General features: G+C 64.9%; 16 protein-coding genes and 1 pseudogene. 12 read left to right on the top strand and 5 right to left on the bottom strand.

Annotated features, from left to right (window positions below):
- Positions 1 to 72: 72 nt before the first annotated feature.
- From D6B98_RS08635 to D6B98_RS08615, 6 genes and pseudogenes are all read left to right on the top strand, one after another.
- Positions 73 to 843 carry a methyltransferase domain-containing protein gene (locus D6B98_RS08635; RefSeq protein ID WP_126256573.1) on the top strand — a complete coding sequence of 257 codons (771 nt, stop codon included), beginning with the start codon at positions 73 to 75 and terminating at the stop codon, positions 841 to 843.
- 195 nt (positions 844 to 1,038) lie between these two features.
- Positions 1,039 to 2,040, top strand: a complete 1,002-nt coding sequence (locus D6B98_RS08630) for a DctP family TRAP transporter solute-binding subunit (RefSeq protein ID WP_126256572.1) — start codon at positions 1,039 to 1,041, stop codon at positions 2,038 to 2,040.
- A 155-nt stretch (positions 2,041 to 2,195) separates the two neighbouring features.
- Positions 2,196 to 2,675: pseudogene (locus D6B98_RS41685) on the top strand (TRAP transporter small permease); the annotation flags it as partial.
- Positions 2,676 to 2,900: 225 nt separating this feature from the next.
- Positions 2,901 to 4,181: a TRAP transporter large permease gene (locus D6B98_RS41680; RefSeq protein WP_235885004.1), complete on the top strand. Its 1,281-nt coding sequence runs from the start codon at positions 2,901 to 2,903 to the stop codon at positions 4,179 to 4,181.
- A gap of 156 nt (positions 4,182 to 4,337) precedes the next feature.
- The gene (locus D6B98_RS08620) at positions 4,338 to 5,495 is read left to right on the top strand and encodes a GGDEF domain-containing protein (RefSeq protein WP_126256570.1); all 1,158 of its coding nucleotides are present in this window, start codon (positions 4,338 to 4,340) and stop codon (positions 5,493 to 5,495) included.
- Positions 5,496 to 5,617: 122 nt separating this feature from the next.
- Positions 5,618 to 7,546 carry an alkyl/aryl-sulfatase gene (locus D6B98_RS08615; protein ID WP_126256569.1) on the top strand — a complete coding sequence of 643 codons (1,929 nt, stop codon included), beginning with the start codon at positions 5,618 to 5,620 and terminating at the stop codon, positions 7,544 to 7,546.
- Positions 7,547 to 7,744: 198 nt separating this feature from the next.
- Here D6B98_RS08615 and D6B98_RS08610 read toward each other — a convergent pair whose 3' ends face one another.
- Positions 7,745 to 8,815 (bottom strand): glycosyltransferase family 4 protein, encoded by a 1,071-nt coding sequence (locus D6B98_RS08610; RefSeq protein ID WP_126256568.1) that lies wholly within the window; start codon positions 8,813 to 8,815, stop codon positions 7,745 to 7,747.
- 273 nt (positions 8,816 to 9,088) lie between these two features.
- On the opposite strand from D6B98_RS08610, the gene D6B98_RS08605 reads away from it, so the two are divergent.
- Genes D6B98_RS08605 through D6B98_RS08590 form a run of 4 tightly spaced genes read left to right on the top strand, consistent with a single transcriptional unit; the run spans position 9,089 to position 14,963 of the window.
- Complete coding sequence (locus tag D6B98_RS08605; protein WP_126256567.1) at positions 9,089 to 10,852, top strand: ABC transporter ATP-binding protein; 1,764 nt, start codon at positions 9,089 to 9,091, stop codon at positions 10,850 to 10,852.
- A gap of 57 nt (positions 10,853 to 10,909) precedes the next feature.
- Positions 10,910 to 13,114: an amylo-alpha-1,6-glucosidase gene (locus tag D6B98_RS08600; protein WP_126256566.1), complete on the top strand. Its 2,205-nt coding sequence runs from the start codon at positions 10,910 to 10,912 to the stop codon at positions 13,112 to 13,114.
- 20 nt (positions 13,115 to 13,134) lie between these two features.
- The gene (locus tag D6B98_RS08595) at positions 13,135 to 13,653 is read left to right on the top strand and encodes a PRC-barrel domain-containing protein (protein WP_164718474.1); all 519 of its coding nucleotides are present in this window, start codon (positions 13,135 to 13,137) and stop codon (positions 13,651 to 13,653) included.
- Between the two features lie 23 nt (positions 13,654 to 13,676).
- Complete coding sequence (locus D6B98_RS08590) at positions 13,677 to 14,963, top strand: MFS transporter (protein WP_126256565.1); 1,287 nt, start codon at positions 13,677 to 13,679, stop codon at positions 14,961 to 14,963.
- A gap of 80 nt (positions 14,964 to 15,043) precedes the next feature.
- Here the strand turns inward: D6B98_RS08590 and D6B98_RS08585 are convergent, their stop codons facing one another.
- The 4 genes from D6B98_RS08585 to fixL form a co-directional block, all read right to left on the bottom strand.
- The gene (locus D6B98_RS08585; protein ID WP_164718473.1) at positions 15,044 to 15,742 is read right to left on the bottom strand and encodes a helix-turn-helix domain-containing protein; all 699 of its coding nucleotides are present in this window, start codon (positions 15,740 to 15,742) and stop codon (positions 15,044 to 15,046) included.
- 103 nt (positions 15,743 to 15,845) lie between these two features.
- Positions 15,846 to 16,262, bottom strand: a complete 417-nt coding sequence (locus tag D6B98_RS08580) for a response regulator transcription factor (RefSeq protein WP_126256563.1) — start codon at positions 16,260 to 16,262, stop codon at positions 15,846 to 15,848.
- 43 nt (positions 16,263 to 16,305) lie between these two features.
- The gene (gene fixJ / locus D6B98_RS08575; RefSeq protein ID WP_126256562.1) at positions 16,306 to 16,923 is read right to left on the bottom strand and encodes a response regulator FixJ; all 618 of its coding nucleotides are present in this window, start codon (positions 16,921 to 16,923) and stop codon (positions 16,306 to 16,308) included.
- A 2-nt stretch (positions 16,924 to 16,925) separates the two neighbouring features.
- Positions 16,926 to 18,443, bottom strand: a complete 1,518-nt coding sequence (gene fixL, locus D6B98_RS08570) for a sensor protein FixL (RefSeq protein ID WP_126256561.1) — start codon at positions 18,441 to 18,443, stop codon at positions 16,926 to 16,928.
- A gap of 217 nt (positions 18,444 to 18,660) precedes the next feature.
- On the opposite strand from fixL, the gene D6B98_RS08565 reads away from it, so the two are divergent.
- Both D6B98_RS08565 and D6B98_RS08560 read left to right on the top strand, forming a co-directional pair.
- Complete coding sequence (locus tag D6B98_RS08565; protein WP_126256560.1) at positions 18,661 to 19,494, top strand: universal stress protein; 834 nt, start codon at positions 18,661 to 18,663, stop codon at positions 19,492 to 19,494.
- Between the two features lie 35 nt (positions 19,495 to 19,529).
- Positions 19,530 to 19,955, top strand: coding sequence for a CBS domain-containing protein (locus D6B98_RS08560; protein ID WP_126256559.1), 426 nt, complete (start codon positions 19,530 to 19,532; stop codon positions 19,953 to 19,955).
- The last annotated feature ends 91 nt before the right edge of the window (positions 19,956 to 20,046 follow it).

The raw sequence follows: 20,046 nt of genomic DNA, 5'->3' as shown, positions 1-20,046 counted from the left end.
CCTGAGCGGGACGAGCAGTGGTAACCAAGGGCGACGTTGAAGGAAACACGAAAAAGAAAAAGGCGTTGAGCGATGGTCTGGGATCCGCAGCAATATCTGAAATTCTCCGGCCATCGGCTCCGGCCCGCCGTCGACCTCTTGATGCGGATTCCGGATTTCGGCCCGCGCGAGATTGCCGATCTCGGCGCGGGCGCCGGCAACGTCACGAAACTGATTAGGGAGCGTTGGCCGGACGCGATGGTGACGGCTGTCGAGGGTTCGGCCGAGATGGTCGCCGCCGGCCGCGAGGCAGCACCGGATGTGGAATGGTCGCATGAAGATCTCAGCCATTGGCATCCGGCCAGGCAATACGACCTGATCTATTCCAATGCCGCACTGCACTGGCTACCCCATCATGCGGCACTGTTTCCGTCGGTGATGGAGAGGGTGAAGCCCAGCGGCATGCTTGCGGTGCAGATGCCGCGCAACTTTCTGGCACCGTCGCATGTGTTGATCGGCGAGACCGCGCTCGATGGTCCGTGGCGGTCCAAGGTCGAGCATCTCGTCACGCCGCCGCCGGTCGAGGGGCTGGCCTACTACCATGATCTTCTCGCGCCGATGTCGGCCAACATCGACATCTGGGAGACCGAATATCTGCAAGTCCTCGAAGGCGAGAACCCGGTCAAGGAATGGACCAAGGGGACCTGGTTGACGCGCTATCTCGACGTGCTTGCTGGCGACGAGAAGATCGCGTTCGAGGCCGCCTATGGCGCGCGCGTTGCGAAAGCCTATCCGAAGAATGCGGCGGGACAGACCCTGTTCGCGTTCCGCCGTCTCTTCATTGTCGCGCAGCGTAAGGGCTGATGCATTGCCGCAATGCGACATAAGCGCTCGTCGCCACGGACGGCCGCGCGTGCCGGGTTGCGCAGACGGCCTCCGTCAAGATAGCTTGGCTGCGGCAAATTGGGCTTAGGTCTGGTTGTTCGGCTTGCGGGTTGCTGCGAGTACTGACCGCAAAACAAAAAGAACCCGGTTTCGAGGTTGTTGGGGAGGTTCTTCATGCGCAAACTGCTTCTTGCGGTCGCGGCGGTCGCATTAGGTCTGGCCCCTGCCGCTGCGCCGGCCCAAGCTCCGATCGCCATCAAGTTCAGCCACGTCGTCGCCAACGACACCCCGAAAGGGAAGGGCGCGCTGAAGTTCAAGGAGCTGGCCGAGAAGTACACCGACGGCAAGGTCAAGGTCGAAGTCTACCCGAACTCCACGCTCTACAAGGACAAGGAGGAGATCGAGGCGCTGCAGCTCGGCTCGGTGCACATGCTTGCGCCCTCGACGGCGAAATTCGCGCCGCTCGGCATCAAGGAGTTCGAGGCGCTCGACCTGCCCTGGCTGTTCCGGGACGATGCGACCTATGCCAGCGCGATGAAGGGCACGATCGGCAAATGGCTGTTCCAGAAGCTCGAGGCCAAGGGCATCACCGGGCTCGCCTATTGGGACAACGGCTTCCACATGCTGTCCGCCAACCGTCCCTTGCTGAAGCCGACAGATTTTCAGGGGCTGAAATTCCGCATCTCCGGATCGAAGGTCGCCGACCAGTATCTCCGCATCATGGGCTCGATCCCGCAGATCATGGCGTTCTCGGAAGTTTACCAGGCCTTGCAGACCGGCGTGGTTGACGGCTGCGAGAACACGGCGTCAAACTACCTCACGCAGAAGTTCTACGAGGTGCAGAAGGACATCACCGTGTCCTATCATGCCCATCTGCAATATGCCGTGATCGTCAATTCGAAGTTCTGGTCGGGCCTGCCGCCCGACATCCGCACCCAGCTTGACAAGGCGATGGCGGAGGCGACTGACTACACCAACTCGATCGCGCGCCAGGAGAACGAGGACGCGCTGGCCGAGATCAAGAAGACGGGTAAGACCAATCTGCATTATCTCACCGACGCCGACCGCAAGGCCTGGCAGGAGGCGATGCAGCCGACGTATAAATGGGCAAAGGGGCGGGTCGGGCAGGAGGTGCTCGATCTCCTTGCCAAGGAACTCGACGTCAAGATGAACTGACGGCCGCGGCCCAATAAGAACAATACCAACGGTCGGGGGTGATCGCACTCCCGGCCGTTTCACTCTTGAATGGACGAGCCAATGCTGGGGGGACGAAGTTGCTGCGTGGGCTGAATCGCTTTCTCAATCATCTCGAGGAATGGCTGATCGCGACGATGATCGCGGCTGCGACGTCGCTGATCTTCGTCGCCGTGCTGCATCGTTACGGTGCCGGGCTGTCGATCGACATCGCCAAATGGGCGGAAGCCCGCAATCTGGCCTTCCTGGCCGTCCCGGCCCGCGCGGCGTTCGTCTGGCTTGCCGCGCTCGACCTGTCCTGGGCGCAGGAGCTCTGCATCTACATGTTCATCTGGATGGCGAAGTTCGGCGCCGCTTACGGCGTGCGGACCGGCATCCATGTCGGCGTCGACGTGCTGGTCAACATCCTGCCCGGCGGGTCGCGCCGGCGCGTGATCACCTTCGGCCTTCTGTGCGGCGCTCTTTTCACCGCCATCGTCGGCTATTTCGGGGCCGCCTTCGTCACCCACATGTGGCAGAGCGGCCAGCAGTCCAACGATCTCGAAGCGCCGATGTGGATGGTCTATCTCACCATCCCGCTCGGCTCCGGCCTGATGTGCTTCCGCTTCCTGCAGGTCGCCTGGTCGTTCTACCGCACCGGCGAGCTGCCGCACCACGACGTGGCGGGCGTCGAAGGCGTCGAAAGCGTCGAGATGGACCCGGTGCATCCGGCCCCGGTCACGCACACTCAGGTGGTCCGGGACGAGCGCAGCCCGCTCGGCTGGATCCTGATGCTGCTGCCGGTCCTGATCGTCGCCATCTGCTTCGCCCATGCGGGCCACCTCATCACGCTGCCGCAGGGCGTGCGCGTCGCCATCGTGTTCGCGCTGCTGCTCTCGCTGATGCTGACGGGCATGCCGATCTCGATCGCGCTGGGTCTCACCGTGCTCAGCTTCATGTTCACGCTGACCGACGTGCGAACCGAATCGGTGGCGCTGAAGCTGTTCACCGGCATCGAGAATTTCGAGATCATGGCGATCCCGTTCTTCATCCTCGCCGGTAACTTCCTGACCCATGGCGGGGTGGCGCGGCGGATGATCGCCTTTGCAACTTCCCTGGTCGGCCATTGGTACGGCGGTCTCGCCTTGTCGGGCGTCGTGGCCTGCGCGCTGTTCGCCGCGATCTCCGGCTCGTCGCCGGCGACCGTGGTGGCGATCGGCTCGGTGATCTTGCCGGCGATGGTCGCGCAAGGCTTCCCGAAGCGGTTCGGCGCCGGCGTGATCACGACCTCGGGTTCGCTCGGCATCCTGATTCCGCCGTCGATCCCGATGGTGCTCTACGCCGTCTCCACCAACAGCTCGGTGGGCAAGCTCTTCATCGCCGGCATCGTGCCGGGATTGGTGCTGGCCTCCTTGCTCGGCGCAACGACGTTCTATCGGGCCTGGCGCAACGACTATCCGCGGATGCCGAAGGCCACCTTCCTCGAGCGCCTCGATGCGTTCCGCAAGTCGATCTGGGGCATCCTGCTGATCGTGATCGTGATCGGCGGCATCTACAGCGGCCTGTTCACGCCGACCGAAGCTGCTGCCGTCAGCGCGGTCTACGCCTTTATCGTGGCCGTGTTCATCTACAAGGACCTGAGGCTGCGCGACGTTCCGCGCGTTCTGCTGTCATCGGCGAACCTCTCGGCGATGCTGCTCTACATCATCACCAACGCCGTGCTGTTCTCGTTCCTGATGACCTACGAGAACGTGCCGCAGGCGCTGGCGCAATGGATGATCGACCAGGGCCTGGGGTGGATCGGCTTCCTGCTGCTCGTCAACCTGCTGCTGCTGATTGCGGGCAACGTGATGGAGCCGTCCTCCATCATCCTGATCATGGCGCCGATCCTGTTTCCGGTCGCGATCAAGCTCGGCATCGATCCGATTCATTTCGGCATCCTGATGACAGTCAACATGGAGGTCGGGCTGTGCCATCCGCCCGTCGGCCTCAACCTCTACGTCGCCTCAGGCATCGCCAAGATGGGCATCACCGAGCTCACGGTCGCGGTGTGGCCATGGCTGCTCACGATGCTGGGCTTCCTCGTGGTGGTGACGTACTGGCCCGGCCTGTCGCTGTGGCTACCGCGGCTGCTGGGAATGTAGCGGCGCGGGGCGGAGCGGAGACAATGAGCTTGCGTCTCCGCCCGTCCTGGCGAGACATGGCTAATGCACGGTAAATCCGCACGCTCAAATGCGATCGTTGAGTAGCGAACGCAATCTTTACGGGTCTGCGCTAGATGCCAGCGGATGGGAGCTGGCATGTTTTTCAACAGAATGGAGTCCGGACCGGCGTCGATTTCGGACGCCGTCCATTTGGAAGTCATCACGGGTCTTCACGGCACGATGATGCCCACCATTCTCGCGGCCGCCTGCCAGGCGATGGTCGGCGCCATCACGACCTACGAGACCGGTGATATGATGACGGCCGGCCTGACGGTCGCCGGCGTGGTGGTGGCGATTGTTCGTCTCGTCGAGATATTTGCATTCCGCCGCCGCCTCGCGGCTCCGCCACTTCTCGGCCGGGCCGAGGCCGTGCACTGGGAACGGCGCTACATTGCCGGCACCGTGGTAACGGCCCTCGTGCTCGGCGTGTTCGCCGCGCGCAGCATCGTGCTGGGCGATGCGCTCTGCTGCGTGATGGCGGTCGGCATCGGTTTCGGCTTCGGCGCCGGCGTGGTGGCGCGGCTGGCGCTGCGTCCCGCTGCGGCGCTGCTCGATCTCGCCGCGATCGCCGCGCCCGCCGCGATCGTGAGCTTCATGCAGCCCGATCTCCGCCATGTCGGGCTCGGTCTCCTCATTCTGATGTACGTGGTCGCGAGCTTCGAGATGGTTCGGCTCAGCTTCAACGCCTCGATCAGCCAGATCACGCTCAAGCGCCAGTTCGAACAGCTCGCGCGCTCCGACCCGATGACCGGCGTGTCCAATCGTTCGGTGCTGGCAAGGGATATGCCCGTGATGCTGTCGGCCGGGATGGTTGCCGTCCATACGCTGGATCTCGACCGCTTCAAGGAAGCGAACGATCGGTTCGGCCACCCCGCCGGCGATGCGCTGCTGAAGCAGGTCGCCGGACGGCTCAAGGCGCTGGCCGCGCCTGACGACCTCGTGATCCGCATGGGCGGCGACGAGTTCGTCCTGGTGCAGCGCGCCGCGTCCGACGCGGAGGCGATGGCACGGCGGATCGTGCAATCGATCGGCACGCCATACGAGGTTGACGGACAGGTGATCGATCTCGGTGCGAGCGTCGGCGTTGCCGTCGCGCCGGACGACGGCCGAACCGCAGAGGCGCTGTTGTCGCGCTCGGACAAGGCGCTTTACCGGGCCAAGCAGAATCGTGGCGGCTACGTGCTGGCCAGCGAACTGCGGATGGCGGACAACGCCACGGCATCGCGCCAAGCCGTTGAAGGCGTAGCTGCCTAGCCCATGCACCCTCTCCTCGGGGGAGGGGAGAAGGGAAGACGGCATCCATTTCCTTCGTCTCCTCCAATGGCAATCGACCGCAAGATGCGGTTAGATGCCGTGCATCAGGCGGGGGGACACACATGACCGAACTCAGCAATGAGCCGAAGGACGCAACGCCCTCCGTCATCGCGCAGCAAGCGGCGATGCTGAACGCGTTGCCGTTTTCCGACACGCGGGATTTCGACGATGCCGCGCGCGGCTTCCTCGGCACCATCGAGAACGCGGAGATCACGAACCCGCAGGGGCGGACGGTCTGGAGTCTTCAGCCTTACGGTTTCCTGTCCACCGAAGAGGCGCCGCCCACGGTCAATCCGAGCCTGTGGCGGCAATCGCGTCTCAACATGCAGCACGGCCTGTTCGAGGTCGTACCCGGCGTCTACCAGGTGCGCGGGCTCGACATCGCCAACATGACGCTGATCGAGGGCGACAGCGGCGTCATCGTCGTGGACACCCTGACCTCGATCGAAGGGGCCCGCGCCGCGCTCGATCTCTACTTCAAGCATCGCGGCACGCGACCGGTCGCGGCGATCATCTTCACCCATACCCACACCGACCATTGGGGCGGCGCCCGCGGCGTGCTGGAGGACGATGCGCTCGCGACCGGCCGCGTGCCCATCATCGCGCCGAACCTGTTCATGGAGCACGCCGTCTCCGAGAACATCATCGCAGGACCGGCGATGCTGCGCCGGGCGCAGTACCAGTTCGGGCCGCTGCTCGCCAAGGGCGCGCGCGGACAGGTCGATTGCGGTCTCGGCAAATCGATGGCGGCGGGATCGGTTGCGCTGTTGCGCCCCACGGACCTGATCATGGCGACCGGCGATACGCGCGTGATCGACGGCGTCGCGTTCGAATTCCAGATGGCGCCGAACAGCGAAGCGCCGGCGGAGATGCACTTCTTCGTCCCGCGCTACAGGCTGCTGAACCTCGCCGAGAACTGCACGCACAATTTTCACAATCTGCTGCCGTTCCGCGGCGCCGACGTGCGCGACGCGCTGGCCTGGTCGAAATATCTGGGCGAGGCCTTGCGGCTCTGGGACGGCAAGGCCGAGGCGATGTGCGGCCAGCACCATTGGCCGGTGTGGGGACGTGAGCGCATCGGCACGATGATCCGCCAGCAGCGCGACCTCTATAAATTCGCGCATGATCAGACCATCCGCCTGATGAATCACGGCCTCACCGCGGCCGAGATCGCCGAGACGATCCGCTTGCCGAAGAGCCTGGAGGGCGCCTGGCACGGCCGCGGCTATTACGGCCACATCCGCCACAACGTGAAAGCGATCTACCAGAAATATCTCGGCTGGTACGACGCCAATCCGGTCAATCTCGATCCGCTGCCGCCGGTCGAATCCGGCAAGAAATATGTCGAGTACATGGGCGGGGCGGACGCGATCCTGGCGCGGGCGCGCACCGATTTCGACAAGGGTGAATTCCGCTTCGTCGCGCAAGTGCTCGGCCATCTCGTCTTCGCCGAGCCTGACAATGCGGCAGCACGCGGTCTCCTGGCTGATACGCTGGAGCAGCTCGGCTACGCCGCCGAAAGCGCGACCTGGCGCAACGCCTATCTGTTCGGCGCCCAGGAGCTGCGCCAGGGCATGCCGAAGGTGCCGGCACGCCCGCCGATGCCGCGCGAGACGCTGGCCGCGCTGCGCACCTCGCAGCTCTGGGATGTGCTCGGCATCCGCCTCAACGGTCCCAAGGCGGAGGGCAAGCACATCGTCTTGAACTGGAGCTTTTCCGACACCGGCGAGACCTTCGTGCTCAATCTGGAGAACTGCGCGCTCACCTACACCGAGGGGGTGCAGGCGGAAGGCGCCGATGCCAGCTTCACGCTGGCGCGCGCCACGCTCGACGAGGTGATCGCCAAGCTGACCAGCTTTCCGGAGGCGGTTGCCGCCGGCAAGGTCAAGCTCGCCGGCAACCCGATGAAGCTGGCCGAGCTGATGGGCCTGATGGACGAATTCCCGAGGATGTTCGAGATCGTCGAGCCGAAGCGGGCGGTGGTGAGATAGAGGCTTTGCTGTTTGCCACGCATGTGTCGCCACGCATGTGCGGTGATCTGTCCACCGCATATTCGCTGTCATCGCCCGGCTTGACCGGGCGATCCAGTATTCCAGAGAACGTAGTGCCTGAGCCGATATGTCGCGGCGTACTGGATGCCCCGGTCAAGCCGGGGCATGACAGTGTGCCCTTGGTGAATGGTGGCTGCCCTACTCCGCGCTGCTCACCAGCTTGATCCGCGGCGCCTTTTCTTCGGCGAGGCTGCGGTAGGCCGCGAGATAGTCCAGCGCCATGCGCCTCGCCGTGAAGCGCGTCTCGAATTGCTTGCGGATCGCGGCGCGGTCGAGTTGCGGCAGGCGGTTCACCACGCCCGCCGCGCTGATCACGTCCTCGACGATGAAGCCGGTCAGGCCTTCGTCGATGATCTCCGGCACCGAGCCGCGGTTGAAGGCGACGACCGGCGTTCCGCAGGCCATGGCTTCGATCATCACGAGGCCGAACGGCTCCGGCCAGTCGATCGGCAGCAGCAGGCCGAGCGCGCCGCTGAGGAAATCCGACTTCTCATGATCGCCGATCTCGCCGATGAACTCCACCAGCGGGTTGTTCTCGATCATCGGCCGGATCAGCTCGTCGTAGTAATCCTGATCGGCACGATCGACCTTGGCCGCGATCTTCAGCGGAATGCCGCAATGGGTCGCGATCTTGATGGCGCGGTCGACGCCCTTCTCGGGCGCGATGCGGCCGAGCACGGCGAGATATTCCTGCCGCATGGGCTTCGGCGTCAGCAGGTTCTCCGGAAGACCGTGGTGGATCGTCGTCACCCAATTGGCCTGCGGCACCGGCCGCCGCTGCGCGTTGGAGATCGAGATGACGGGCATCTTGGAGAAGGTGTTGAAGACCGGCTGATGCTCCGGCAGGTCGAGCCGGCCGTGCAGCGTGGTCAGGAACGGCGTCGGCTGCCGGTGGAACAGCGACCAGGGATAATAGTCGAGATGGAAATGGAGGAAGTCGAATTCCTCGTCATCACATTTCTGCCGCACACGCTCCAGCAGCACCATGTGCAGCGCATTGGGATCGCGCACGGAACCGTCGAGGCGAAGCGCCTTCGGCCAGAGGGCATCGAGCTTGGCCGAGGTGTGCGAGTCGCCGCTGGCGAACAGCGTCACGTCGTGTCCAAGGGCCACCAGCTCCTCCGTCAACCAATGCACCACCCGCTCGGTGCCGCCATACAGCTTGGGTGGAACAGCCTCCGTCAACGGAGCTACCTGCGCGATGCGCATCTCACCATCTCCTCTGCGATCATGATTGTCGAAACCCCCGCCAGTACGGCACCGGCATGCCAGATAGGGGAACGTTCCCGCAGTTGCGAAGTTCCTTCTCCCGAATGTTACTTCTTCGACACGTTGGAGCGCGCCGCGATCCTGCCACCACATCTTCGCAGATCGTCCGCATCCGCATGTCGTGATCGTCAAGCCCGGGAACCCGGGCGAAGAGATCGATGTTCAAGTCGGTCGGTCACCAACGAAAAACCAGCATAATGGGGCGATAACCATATGGATCAGCTTTCTGGATACGCGCGCAGGCCATTTGCCTTTGTCTTGCGCTATCTCCGGCGTCGTCTCGCGTCGCATTTGGTGATCCTGACCGCGGTCGTTGCCGCGGTTGCCTGCTCGGTAGGCACCCAGTACGGGGTCAAATCCCTGGTCGACAGCCTGTCGGCCGGGCCGTCGCATGGAGGCAGCGTATGGCTGGCATTCATTTTACTCATGTCGCTGATCGCTGCCGACAACTTCCTGTGGCGGATCGCGAGCTGGACGGCGAGCTTCACTTTCGTTCGTGTCACCGGTGATTTGCGCCGTGACATCTTTCGTCATCTGACCGGGCACGCGCCGAGCTATTTCTCCGACCGCATGCCGGGCATGCTGACGAGCCGCATCACGGCGACCTCGAACGCGGTGTTCACGGTCGAGAACATGTTCGTCTGGAACGTGCTGCCGCCCTGCATCGCCACAATTGCGGCAATTGCCCTGATTGGAACCGTCAGCCCTTATATGGCGCTCGGTCTGACCGTGATCGCCGGCGGCATGGTGGTCGCCATGTTCCACCTGGCCGCCGCCGGCAAGCCCCTGCACGACGATTTCGCCGACAAGGCGGCGGTCGTGGACGGCGAGATGATCGACGTCATCAGCAACATGCCGCTGGTGCGGGCCTTTTGCGGCATCGGCCACGAACATGAGCGGTTCGACGCGACGGTGAATCGGGAACTCACCGCGCGAAGCCGCAGCCTGCGTTATCTGGAGAAGCTGCGGCTGTTGCATGCCGCCGTGACCGTGCTCCTGACGGTGGCGCTGATGGCCTGGGCAGTCACGCTCTGGCAGAAGGGGGAAGCGACCACCGGCGACGTCGTGCTGGTCTGCACGCTCGGCATCTCCATCCTGAGCGCCACGCGCGATCTCGCGGTGGCACTGGTCGACGTCACCCAGCACGTCGCCCGTCTGACCGAGGCGATCGCCACGCTGCTGGTGCCGCACGAGCTGCGCGACCACCCCGAGGCGGAGCCGCTGGTCAAGAGCGGCGCCTCGATCTCGTTCAACAACGTCACCTTCGGCTATCCCGGCGGGGAGAAGATCTTCGAGCGGTTCAGCCTTCGCCTGCAACCCGGCCAGCGCGTCGGCCTGGTCGGCCAGTCCGGCGGCGGCAAGTCGACGCTGTTCACGCTGCTGCAGCGCTTCTACGACGTCGACGACGGCAGCATCACCATCGACGGGCAGGACATCTCGAAGGTCACGCAGCTGAGCCTGCGCGAGGCGATCTCCGTCGTGCCGCAGGACATTTCCCTGTTTCATCGCTCGATCCGCGAGAACATCCGCTACGGCCGCCCGAACGCGACCGACGACGAGGTGCTGCGCGCCGCGATCGCGGCACGCTGCGATTTCGTCGAGAACCTGCCGGATGGTCTCGACACCATGGTCGGCGACCGCGGCGTCAAGATGTCGGGCGGCCAGCGCCAGCGCATTGCCATCGCGCGCGCCTTCCTGAAGGACGCGCCGATCCTGCTGCTGGACGAGGCCACCGCCGCGCTCGACAGCGAATCCGAGGAGGCGATCCGCGAGGCACTGTCGCGCCTGATGCGCGGCCGTACCGTGATCGCGATCGCGCATCGGCTGGCAACGCTGCGTAATTTCGATCGCGTGGTGGTGCTGAGAAATGGTAAGATCATCGAAGACGGGTCGCCCGAGCGCCTGATGCAGGGTCACGGACCCTATCGTGAACTGGTCACGCAGGAAATGAGTAGGCTGGCGCAAGCCGCCGCGTAAGCCAACAATCGCGTTCTCGAGTCGGTCGCGTTTCAAACAAGCGCAGGGGAGCTGCTCATGTCGGCCGAAGCCGTAACCCAACTCGTCTCCGTGACACGGACCTCCGAACAGGTCGCGGAGCAACCTTTCTATATTCCGATGACCGGGCCCTCGGCGCGGCCGCGGCGGTCCCTCAAGCACGACGACATGTTCATCGTGCTCGACAGCCATGGCGACATCGGCGCCTCGGCAGGCGGGCCGGATGGCCTGTTCCATCACGATACGCGCTACCTCGCGCGGCTCGAGCTCGTGCTCGACGATCTCCAGCCGCTGCTGCTCGGCTCCAACCTGCGCGACGACAATTCGGCGCTGACCGTCGATCTGACCAATCCGGACATCTACCGACGGGAAAGCCTCGTCCTGCAGAAGGATCTGCTGCACATCGTGCGCACGATCTTCCTGTGGCGGGGCACCGCCTATCAGCGCATCGGCGTGCAGAACCATGGCGAGCAGCGCACCAGCTTCGAGCTGACGCTGCTGTTCGACAACGATTTTGCCGATCTGTTCGAGGTGCGCGGCGAGCGCCGCCCGCACCGCGGCACCGGCACGAGCAGACTGCTCGGGCCGACCGACGTGCTGTTCGAATATCGCGGTCTCGATGACATCGAGCGCACCACGGGGCTGCATTTCGACCCGCGTCCGACGCGGCTGTCGGTGAACGCGGCGACCTGGCAGATCGAGCTGGACCCGCACGAATCGACATCGCTGTTCGTGGCCGTGTCCTGCAACCGGCCGATGGCGGAGAGGCCGGCGCGGTTCTTCCGGGGACTGCTCGCTCACCGCCGCGAGATGCGCCATTCCACCATGGGCGCCGCCAGCATCGAGACCTCCAACAACATCTTCAACGAGGTGCTGTGCCAGGCCATGGCCGACCTCAACATGCTGATGACGGAGACGCCGCAGGGGCGTTATCCCTATGCCGGCATTCCCTGGTACTCGACGACGTTCGGCCGCGACGGCCTGATCACCGCGCTCCAAATGCTGTGGGTCGATCCGCGCATCGCCAAGGGCGTCTTGCGCCGGCTCGCGCATTTCCAGGCCAAGGCGGTCGATCCGCTTGCCGATGCCGCGCCCGGCAAGATCCTGCATGAGATGCGCGGCGGAGAGATGGCGGCGCTGCGGGAGGTGCCGTTCGCGCAATATTACGGCAGCGTCGATTCCACCGCGCTGTTCGTCCTGCTCGCCGGCAGCTATTTCGAACGGACCGGCGACGAGAAGACCTTGCTCGAGCTATGGCCGGCGATCGAGGCGGGGCTGGCCTGGATCGACGGTCCCGGCGATCCCGACCAGGACGGCTTCGTCGAATATCAGCGCGCGACCGAGAAGGGGCTGGCCAACCAGGGCTGGAAGGATTCCTACGACGCGATCTTCCACGCCGACGGCCAGCTCGCGGAAGGCAATATCGCGCTCGCCGAAGTCCAGGGCTACGTCTATGCCGCCAAGCTGCTCGCCGCGCGTTGCGCCTTGCGGCTCGGCAAGCCGGATCGCAGCCGCAAGCTCGAGGCCGAGGCGAGCGCGCTGGCCGAACGCTTCGAGCAGGCGTTCTGGTGCGAGGAACTCGGCACTTATGCGGTCGCGCTCGACGGCAAGAAGCGGCCGTGCAAGGTGCGGACCTCGAACGCCGGTCAGGTGCTGTTCAGCGGCATGATCCGCGAGGACCGCGCCCGCCTCGTCGCCGCCGATCTGATGCGGCCGCACTTCTTCTCGGGCTGGGGCATCCGCACCGTCGCGCAGGGCGAAGTGCGCTACAATCCGATGTCCTACCATGACGGGTCGATCTGGCCGCACGACAACGCGCTGATCGCGCTCGGGCTCGCGCGCTACGGCCTCAAGCACTCGGTGGCGCATGTCTTCAAGGGGCTGTTCGACGCGGCGACCTACATGGACCTGCGCCGGTTGCCCGAATTGTTCTGCGGCTTCCGGCGCGAGAAGCGGCGAGGTCCGACGCTCTATCCGGTCGCCTGCGCGCCGCAGGCCTGGGCCAGCGCGACGCCGTTCACGCTGCTGGAAGCGGCGCTCGGTCTCGAATTCGACGTGGCGCGCGGTGAGATTCGCCTGCGCAACCCGCATCTGCCGGCGTTCCTCAACGAGGTGTTCTTGCGCGATCTGCGCCTCGGCGATTCCAGCGTCGACCTGCGCGTCAGCCGCCACGGCGACGACGTGGCGCTGGAGGTGATGCGCACGCGCGGCCAGATCCAGGTCTCGATCGTGCTGGCGCGCTAGCGGCGCGCAAGGAGGGCGTCATGCGTACGATCGGAGCATTGATCCTTGGTACAGCCCTCGTTGCAAGGCTGGCGGTCGCCCCCTCGCACGCCGCGGACGAGCCGCCGACAAGCCCGCATGAGGCCAATGCGCCGGCGACCCAGCCGCCGGCCTCGACCGTGCCCGTCACGCCGAAGGATGCCGCTCCGCCGCCGTCGGTGACCATCATCGGCGCCAGCGAGGCCCATGGCGTGCTCGGCCGCGACGTGCGCAGCGCCGCCGGCGAGGACATGGGCCGCATCGTCGACGTCATCGTCGATCGCACCGGCCATGTGCGCGCCGCCGCGATCGATTTCGGCGGGTTTCTCGGCGTCGGCAGCCGCAAGATCGTGGTGGACTGGAACGCGCTGCGCTTCGGCAAGATTGCCAACAAAAAGGACAGCATCACGCTGGAATTGACCAAGGCGCAGGTCGCGGCCGCGCCGGAATACAAGGAAGACACGCCGATCGTCGTGCTCGGCGCGTCCGGCAGCCTTCAACCGCTGCAAGCAATCCAGTGAGGTGCGGGGAGGGCTGACCGCCTGTGCTGTTGTCGAGGAAGCTGAACCATGCAGATCGCGACGGCCGCGTTGAACAGGACGACGTCGCCGCGCCATCGGTCAACGGCATCCCGGCGCCGTCGCGCCAGAGCCTGCGTGGCCTCGACTGGTTCATCTTCTTCCTTGCCGACGTGCAGACCGGATTCGGTCCCTTCATCGCGGTCTATCTGACCACCCAGAAATGGACCCAGGTCGAGATCGGCCTCGTGCTGTCGATCGGCGGCATCGTCGGGTTGATCGGGCAGATGCCCGGCGGGGCGATCATCGATGCCGCGAAGTCGGAGCGTCTGGTTGCCGCCCTCGCGATCGCGACCATCGGCGCTTGCGCGCTGGCCTATGCCGCGATGCCGATCTTCCCGGTCGTGGTGGCGGCGGCCACCTTGCACGCGGCGGCGAGCTGCGTGCTGGGGCCGGCGATTGCGGCGATCAGCCTTGGCCTGGTCGGTCCGCTCGCGATCGGCGAACGGCTCGGCCGCAACGCGCGCTTTGCCTCGCTCGGCAACGGGGTCGCGGCGGCGGTGATGGGCACCGCGGGCTATCTGCTGTCGAGCCGCTCGGTGTTCCTGGTCACCTCTTTGCTCGTCATTCCGACCCTGATCGCGCTCTCGCGTATCCGCGAGAACGAGGTCGATATCAGGCGCTGTCACGGCGAGATGCCGCCTGAAGCCGCCGGCCGTGCCGACACCAATATCTGGCACCTGGTCCGGCAGCGTCCGCTGATCGTCTTTGCCCTGAGCGTTCTGCTGCTGCAACTGGCGAACGCCTCGATGATGCCGCTGATGGCAAGCGCGGTGACGGCGCGGTCCGCCCAATGGGCGACGGTGCTCGTCGCCTTTTGCATCGTCGTCCCGCAGGCGATCGTGGCGCTGCTGTCGCCGACGGTCGGGCGCAAGGCGCAAGCGTGGGGCCGGCGACCGCTGCTGCTGATCGGGTTCGGCGCGCTCGCGATTCGCGGCCTGTTGTTTGCGACCGTGCGCGATCCCTATCTGCTGGTCGCAGTGCAAGTGTTCGACGGCATCACCGCCGCGGTATTCGCGGTGATGATTCCGCTGATCGTCGCCGACGTCGCCTTCGGCAGCGGCCATTTCAATCTGGCGCAAGGAATCGTCGGCACCGCAACGGGCATCGGCGCGTCGTTGAGCACCGTGCTCGGCGGCTATGTCAGCGACAAGTTCGGCAACGCAACCGCCTTCATCGGGCTGTCCGGCGTTGCCGCGACCGGGCTCTTGCTGATTCTTCTGGTGATGCCGGAGACGCGGCGCACGGCATGATCGGCGGCCAAAAGGAAAATGGCCGGCCGAAACGAGCTCGGCCGGCCAAGTTGGTAGGGAGGAGAAAGATCAGACGAAGATCAGGCGTCGAGATGTTGCAGGCGCTGACGGTTGCGCAGCACGATCTGGCGGGCGCCGGAGAAGCCGAGGATACCCTGAGTGTGCAGCTGCGACAGCGCGCGCGACACGGTTTCAAGGGTGAGGCCGAGATAGTCGCCGATGTCGCGGCGGCACATCGGCAGCGCCATCATGCCGGCAACGGCGAGGCGGCGGTCCATTTCGAGCAGGAAAGTCGCGACCCGCTCCATCGCGGTCTTGCGACCCAGCAGCAGCATGTGGTCCTCGGCATGGCGCAGCTCGGAGGCAGTCATCGCCCAGAGCTTGCGGGCGACCTGGACGTCGGTGCCGGCGGCCTTCTCGAGGCTCGCGCGCTTCACGAGGCGCACGGTGGTGTCGATGATGGCTTCGGCGGCAAGGCGGTGGGCGGGACCGGATTCGAGGCCGAACACGTCGCCGGGAAGATGGAAGGCGCCGATCTGGCGGCGGCCGTCGGAAAGCAGCTTGTAGCTGCTCACTGCCCCTGAAACGACCTGGTAGACATATTCGGCCGGCTCGTCCTCGCCATAGATCTCCTCGTCCTTGCGGTAGGAGAACTCGGTGGCGACCAGACCCACGTGGCCGGTGATGGCGCCGAACTGGTCGGTGACGGGATGGGCGGGCGCAGCCTTGCCGACAATCTGGGTGTTGATCGCCGGGGTGTTGATCGTCTGGGTCAGCATCTGCGCCATCTCCGTTGTGATGGCGCCTTGGTACGCGGTATCCGGGGCTTCGAAAATTTCGATCGATATCTTAAGGGGGGTGCCTTACGTAGAATCCCGTAGGTCAGGCGCCGGGACGGTCCTGGATGGCGTGGCGGATGCACTTGACCAGGTTTTCGTCGAGAAGCGGCTTCAAAACCACGTCTTTGATGCCCGCCGTCGCAGCCCGGGCCGAGATGTTCTCGTCGGGATAGCCGGTGATCAGGATCACGGGCACATCGCGGTCGGATTTGCGCAGGCGGCCGGCCAGCTCGATGCCGTTGATGTCTGGCATTTTGTAGTCGATGACGTAACAGTCCGGTCCAGCCGCGCCGCCGATATTGAGCAGCGCCGTGCCGCTCCTGAAGGTCCGCACGGCAAAGCCGTCGGTCTCCAGCAGGAACCGCAGGGATCCCAGGACGGCGGCGTCATCGTCGACCACAAAGACGGTGGGTCGTGCCGGGGATGACGACCGCGCAGGATGTGAGCTGACCTCGATCATGTTGTCTGGCTAGCATTGCGCCGGGAAGGTGCCTTGACCTGCCTCAATCGTTGAGCATGCCGGCGCGCATCGCCAGCCGGACCAGTTCCGAGAGGCTGTTGGCCTGCATCTTGGTCATGACATTGGCCCGGTAGACCTCGATCGTGCGCGGGCTGATGTCGTATTCGCGGGCGATCAGCTTGTTGGAGAGGCCCGCAATCAGCCCTTCCATGACCTGGCGCTCCCTGGGACTCAAGGACGCGACGCGGGCGGCGATGTCCTGCGTGACGACTTCGTTCTTGGCGGCGGGCTCGGCCTGGCGGATCGCCGACTCGATCATGGCGGTGAGACGGTCGTCATCGAACGGTTTTTCCAGGAAGTCGACCGCCCCGAGCTTCATCGCTTCGACCGCGAGTGGCACGTCGCCATGACCGGTCATGATCAGGATCGGGAACGGGCTTTGCTGCGCCTTCATCCGCTTGAGCAGCTCGATGCCGTCGAGGCCGGGCATGCGCACGTCGGAGACGACGCAGCCGAAGCCGAGGCCGGGCAGGGCTTCGAGAAAAGCGAGGGCGTCGTCGAACAGCGTGACGTCGAAGCCGGCAGAATCCAGCAGGAAATTCAACGAATCGCGCATCGCTGCATCGTCGTCGATGACGTAGACATGTCCCTTGGTCGTCATGATCAGCTTTCGTCAGTTGCCGGCAAGGTGAAGCGGAATGTCGCTCCGCCCGCTGCGTTGCTCTCGGCCCACATGCGGCCGCCGTGGGCCTCGATGATCGAGCGGCTGATGGAGAGTCCCACGCCCATGCCGGTATCTTTGGTGGTGAAGAAGGTCTGGAAGAGATTTGGAAGAACGTCGTCCCGGAAGCCGGAGCCGGTGTCGGAGACCTCCACCTCGATCATGTCGTCGGCAACGCGGGCATTGGCAACGACGAGTTCGCGGCGCGGCGACTGCGCCATGGCCTCCAGCGCGTTGCGGAACAGGTTGACCAGCACCTGCTGGATCTGCACCCGGTCGGCGAGCACGAGATCGGCGTCGGGATTGAGGCTGAAACGGAGCTGCACGTTCTGCTCGCGCGCGCCGGCAAGCCCGAGCGCGCCGGCCTCCTCGATCAGCTTGGACAGGCTCTCGACCCGCTTCTCCGACTCGCCGCGGGAGACGAAGTCGCGCAGGCGCCGGATGATTTGGCCGGCGCGCAGGGCCTGCTCGGCCGCACGATCCAGCGCGTTTTCGACCTTCGGCGTGTTGGGATCGCTGCTGCCGGCGAGAAGGCGCCGCGACCCCTTCATGTAATTGCTGATCGCCGCCAGCGGCTGGTTGAGCTCGTGGGCGAGCGCCGAGGCCATTTCACCCATCGCGGTCAGCCGCGAGACATGGACCAGCTCGGATTGCAATTCCTGGAGCCGGGCCTGGGTCTGCTGGTGCTCGGTGAGGTCGCGGACGAAGCCGGTGAAATAAGGCTCGCCCGCGCGTTGCGTCTGCCCGACCGACAGGTGCATCGGGAAAGTCGTGCCGTCGCGGCGCTTGCCCGTCACAATCCGGCCGATGCCGATAATGTGCGGATCATTCGTCCTGAGATAGCGGACGAGATAGCTGTCGTGACGCGACTGATCGGGCTCCGGCATCAGGATGCTGACGTTTCGGCCGATGGCTTCCTGCCTGCTGTAGCCGAACAGCCGCTCGGCGGCGCTACTGAAGAGCTGCATGATGCCGCGGGAATCGATGACGATCATGGCGTCGGGCACTGTCTCGAGAATCGAACGAAGATGATTCTCCTGGGAACGCAGGGCGTCCTCGAGATGCTTTTCCTCGTTGATGTCGAGGAAGATGCCGCTGAGATGACGTGGCGTTCCTGAATCGTCGCGGATCACGCCGGCCCTGGCCCGGATCCACTGACCGGTCCCGGAGGCGACGCCCAGCCTGAAGGACAGGTCAAGTCCCCCGCCGCCTTCCAAGGCGCGCCCGATCGCCTTCAGGAAGTGGTCGCGATCGCCCGGCTCCAGCAAGGAAAGAAAGAGATCGTAGCTGACGGTCTGGTCCCGCTCGAGGCCAAACAGCCGCCTGGCCATGTCCGACCATTCGAGTTCGTGCGTCTTTAGATCAAGGTCCCATGTGCCGACCCCGAATCCCTCGATGCGGACGCGGAAATGGTCGCCCCGACCGTCGTCTGCCGGTTGGGTTACGCGGGTCGGCGCCAATCTCTGCTCCTCATCTCAGCACGGTCGGTAGGATGCCGTTACCGCTAGCACAATTTCGCCCAAGGCGCGTTCCGAGGCAAGCGCGGACCTTGAATTCACTGGCGTATTCCTTTGGGCAACGGCCGGGGAGCCACAACGCTCATTTTTGATCTATCTCATCCTGCTGCACGGCAGCGGGCTTAGGCTCCAACAAAACCCGGTGATGTGGAGATACCCGATGACATACGCGACGGTGATGGTCAGCCTGGCGCTCGATCAGTCCAACGAGGCGCGTCTTCAGGTCGCCGGTGAGCTCGCCGAACGATTCGAGGCGGCCATCGTCGGGGTCGCCGCGGCGCAGTTCGCGCCGCCGCTCTATTTCACCGACGGCGCCGAGGCACAAGCGCTGATCGACGAGGGCGAAGCCTCGGTCAAGCGGCGGCTGGCCGGCCTCGAGGCGCAATTCCGGGCGGCGACCAAGAATCGCGGCGGACATGCGGAGTGGCGCAGCGCCATGGACTTCCCGGCGCGATTCGTCCTGGCGCAGGCGCGTTGCGCCGACATCATCGTCAGCGGCGGGCAGAGCCCGGCCTTCTCTGACGCGTTCGCGCTCGCAAGCCCCAAGGATCTGGTGATGCAGGCCGGCCGCCCGCTTCTCGTCGCCCCCGATCGGGTCACCTGGCTCGACCTGCGCAGCGTGCTGGTGGCGTGGAAGGACACGCCGGAGGCGCGGCGGGCGGTGGCCGACGCGTTGCCGATGCTGCGCAAGGCGAGGGACGTCACCATCGCGGCAATTCCCGAGCGCGACGGGGACCGTTCGGTCGTGATGGCCGGCGTCACCGACGTTGCCGCCTGGCTCGCCCGCCATGGCGTCACCGCGACGGCGCGCATCTGCGAAGGCGCCCGGAACGAAACTGCCGCGGCGCAGCTGGAAAAAGTCGCAGGCGACGTTGATGCCGGCCTGATCGTTGCGGGCGCTTACGGTCATTCGAGGTTTCGTGAGCTGATCCTGGGAGGCGTTACCCAGTATCTGGTCACGCAGACCGCCCGCTGCGTGCTGCTGTCGCACTGACGGCCCGGCCGGAATCGAATCGAGGAGGACGCGCCGTGTACAGATTTCTTGAACAGACCGTCGACGGCTACATGACGCGCAACGTCAAGGCGGTGCAGCGCGACCGTGACTTGTTCGAGCTCAGCGAGATGTTCGAGACCGACGATTTCAACTCCTATCCGGTCGAGGACGACGGGCAGGTGGTCGGCATCGTCACCAAGTTCGACATCCTGAAGTGCTTCGCCTTCACGCCGAGCCAGATGATGCCCCGCTATCACGACCTGATGAGCCGCAAGGTCGGCGACGTCATGACGCCGGAGTTCATCTATGTCAGCCCGGATACGCGGCTGACGCGCGTGCTCCAGATCATGGTCGAGCACCGCATCCGCAGCATCATCGTGCTCAACAGCGCGCAGAAGCTGGTTGGAATCATCGCCCGCGAGGACGTCATCGCGGCGCTCAAGGCGACGGCGCGCGACTGACGGGGCCCCTTCCTGATTGAGAAGCTCATTGTCGCCTCCGTGATCCTACGGAGGCTGTTTCCGTTTGTAAGTCACGCTGGACCGCTCCCGC

This window comes from Bradyrhizobium sp. LVM 105 (assembly GCF_003957705.1).
Lineage (GTDB): Bacteria > Pseudomonadota > Alphaproteobacteria > Rhizobiales > Xanthobacteraceae > Bradyrhizobium > Bradyrhizobium frederickii.
The sequence above is the reverse complement of the archived record's forward strand: the minus strand, read 5'-3'. Positions and strand labels throughout refer to the sequence as shown.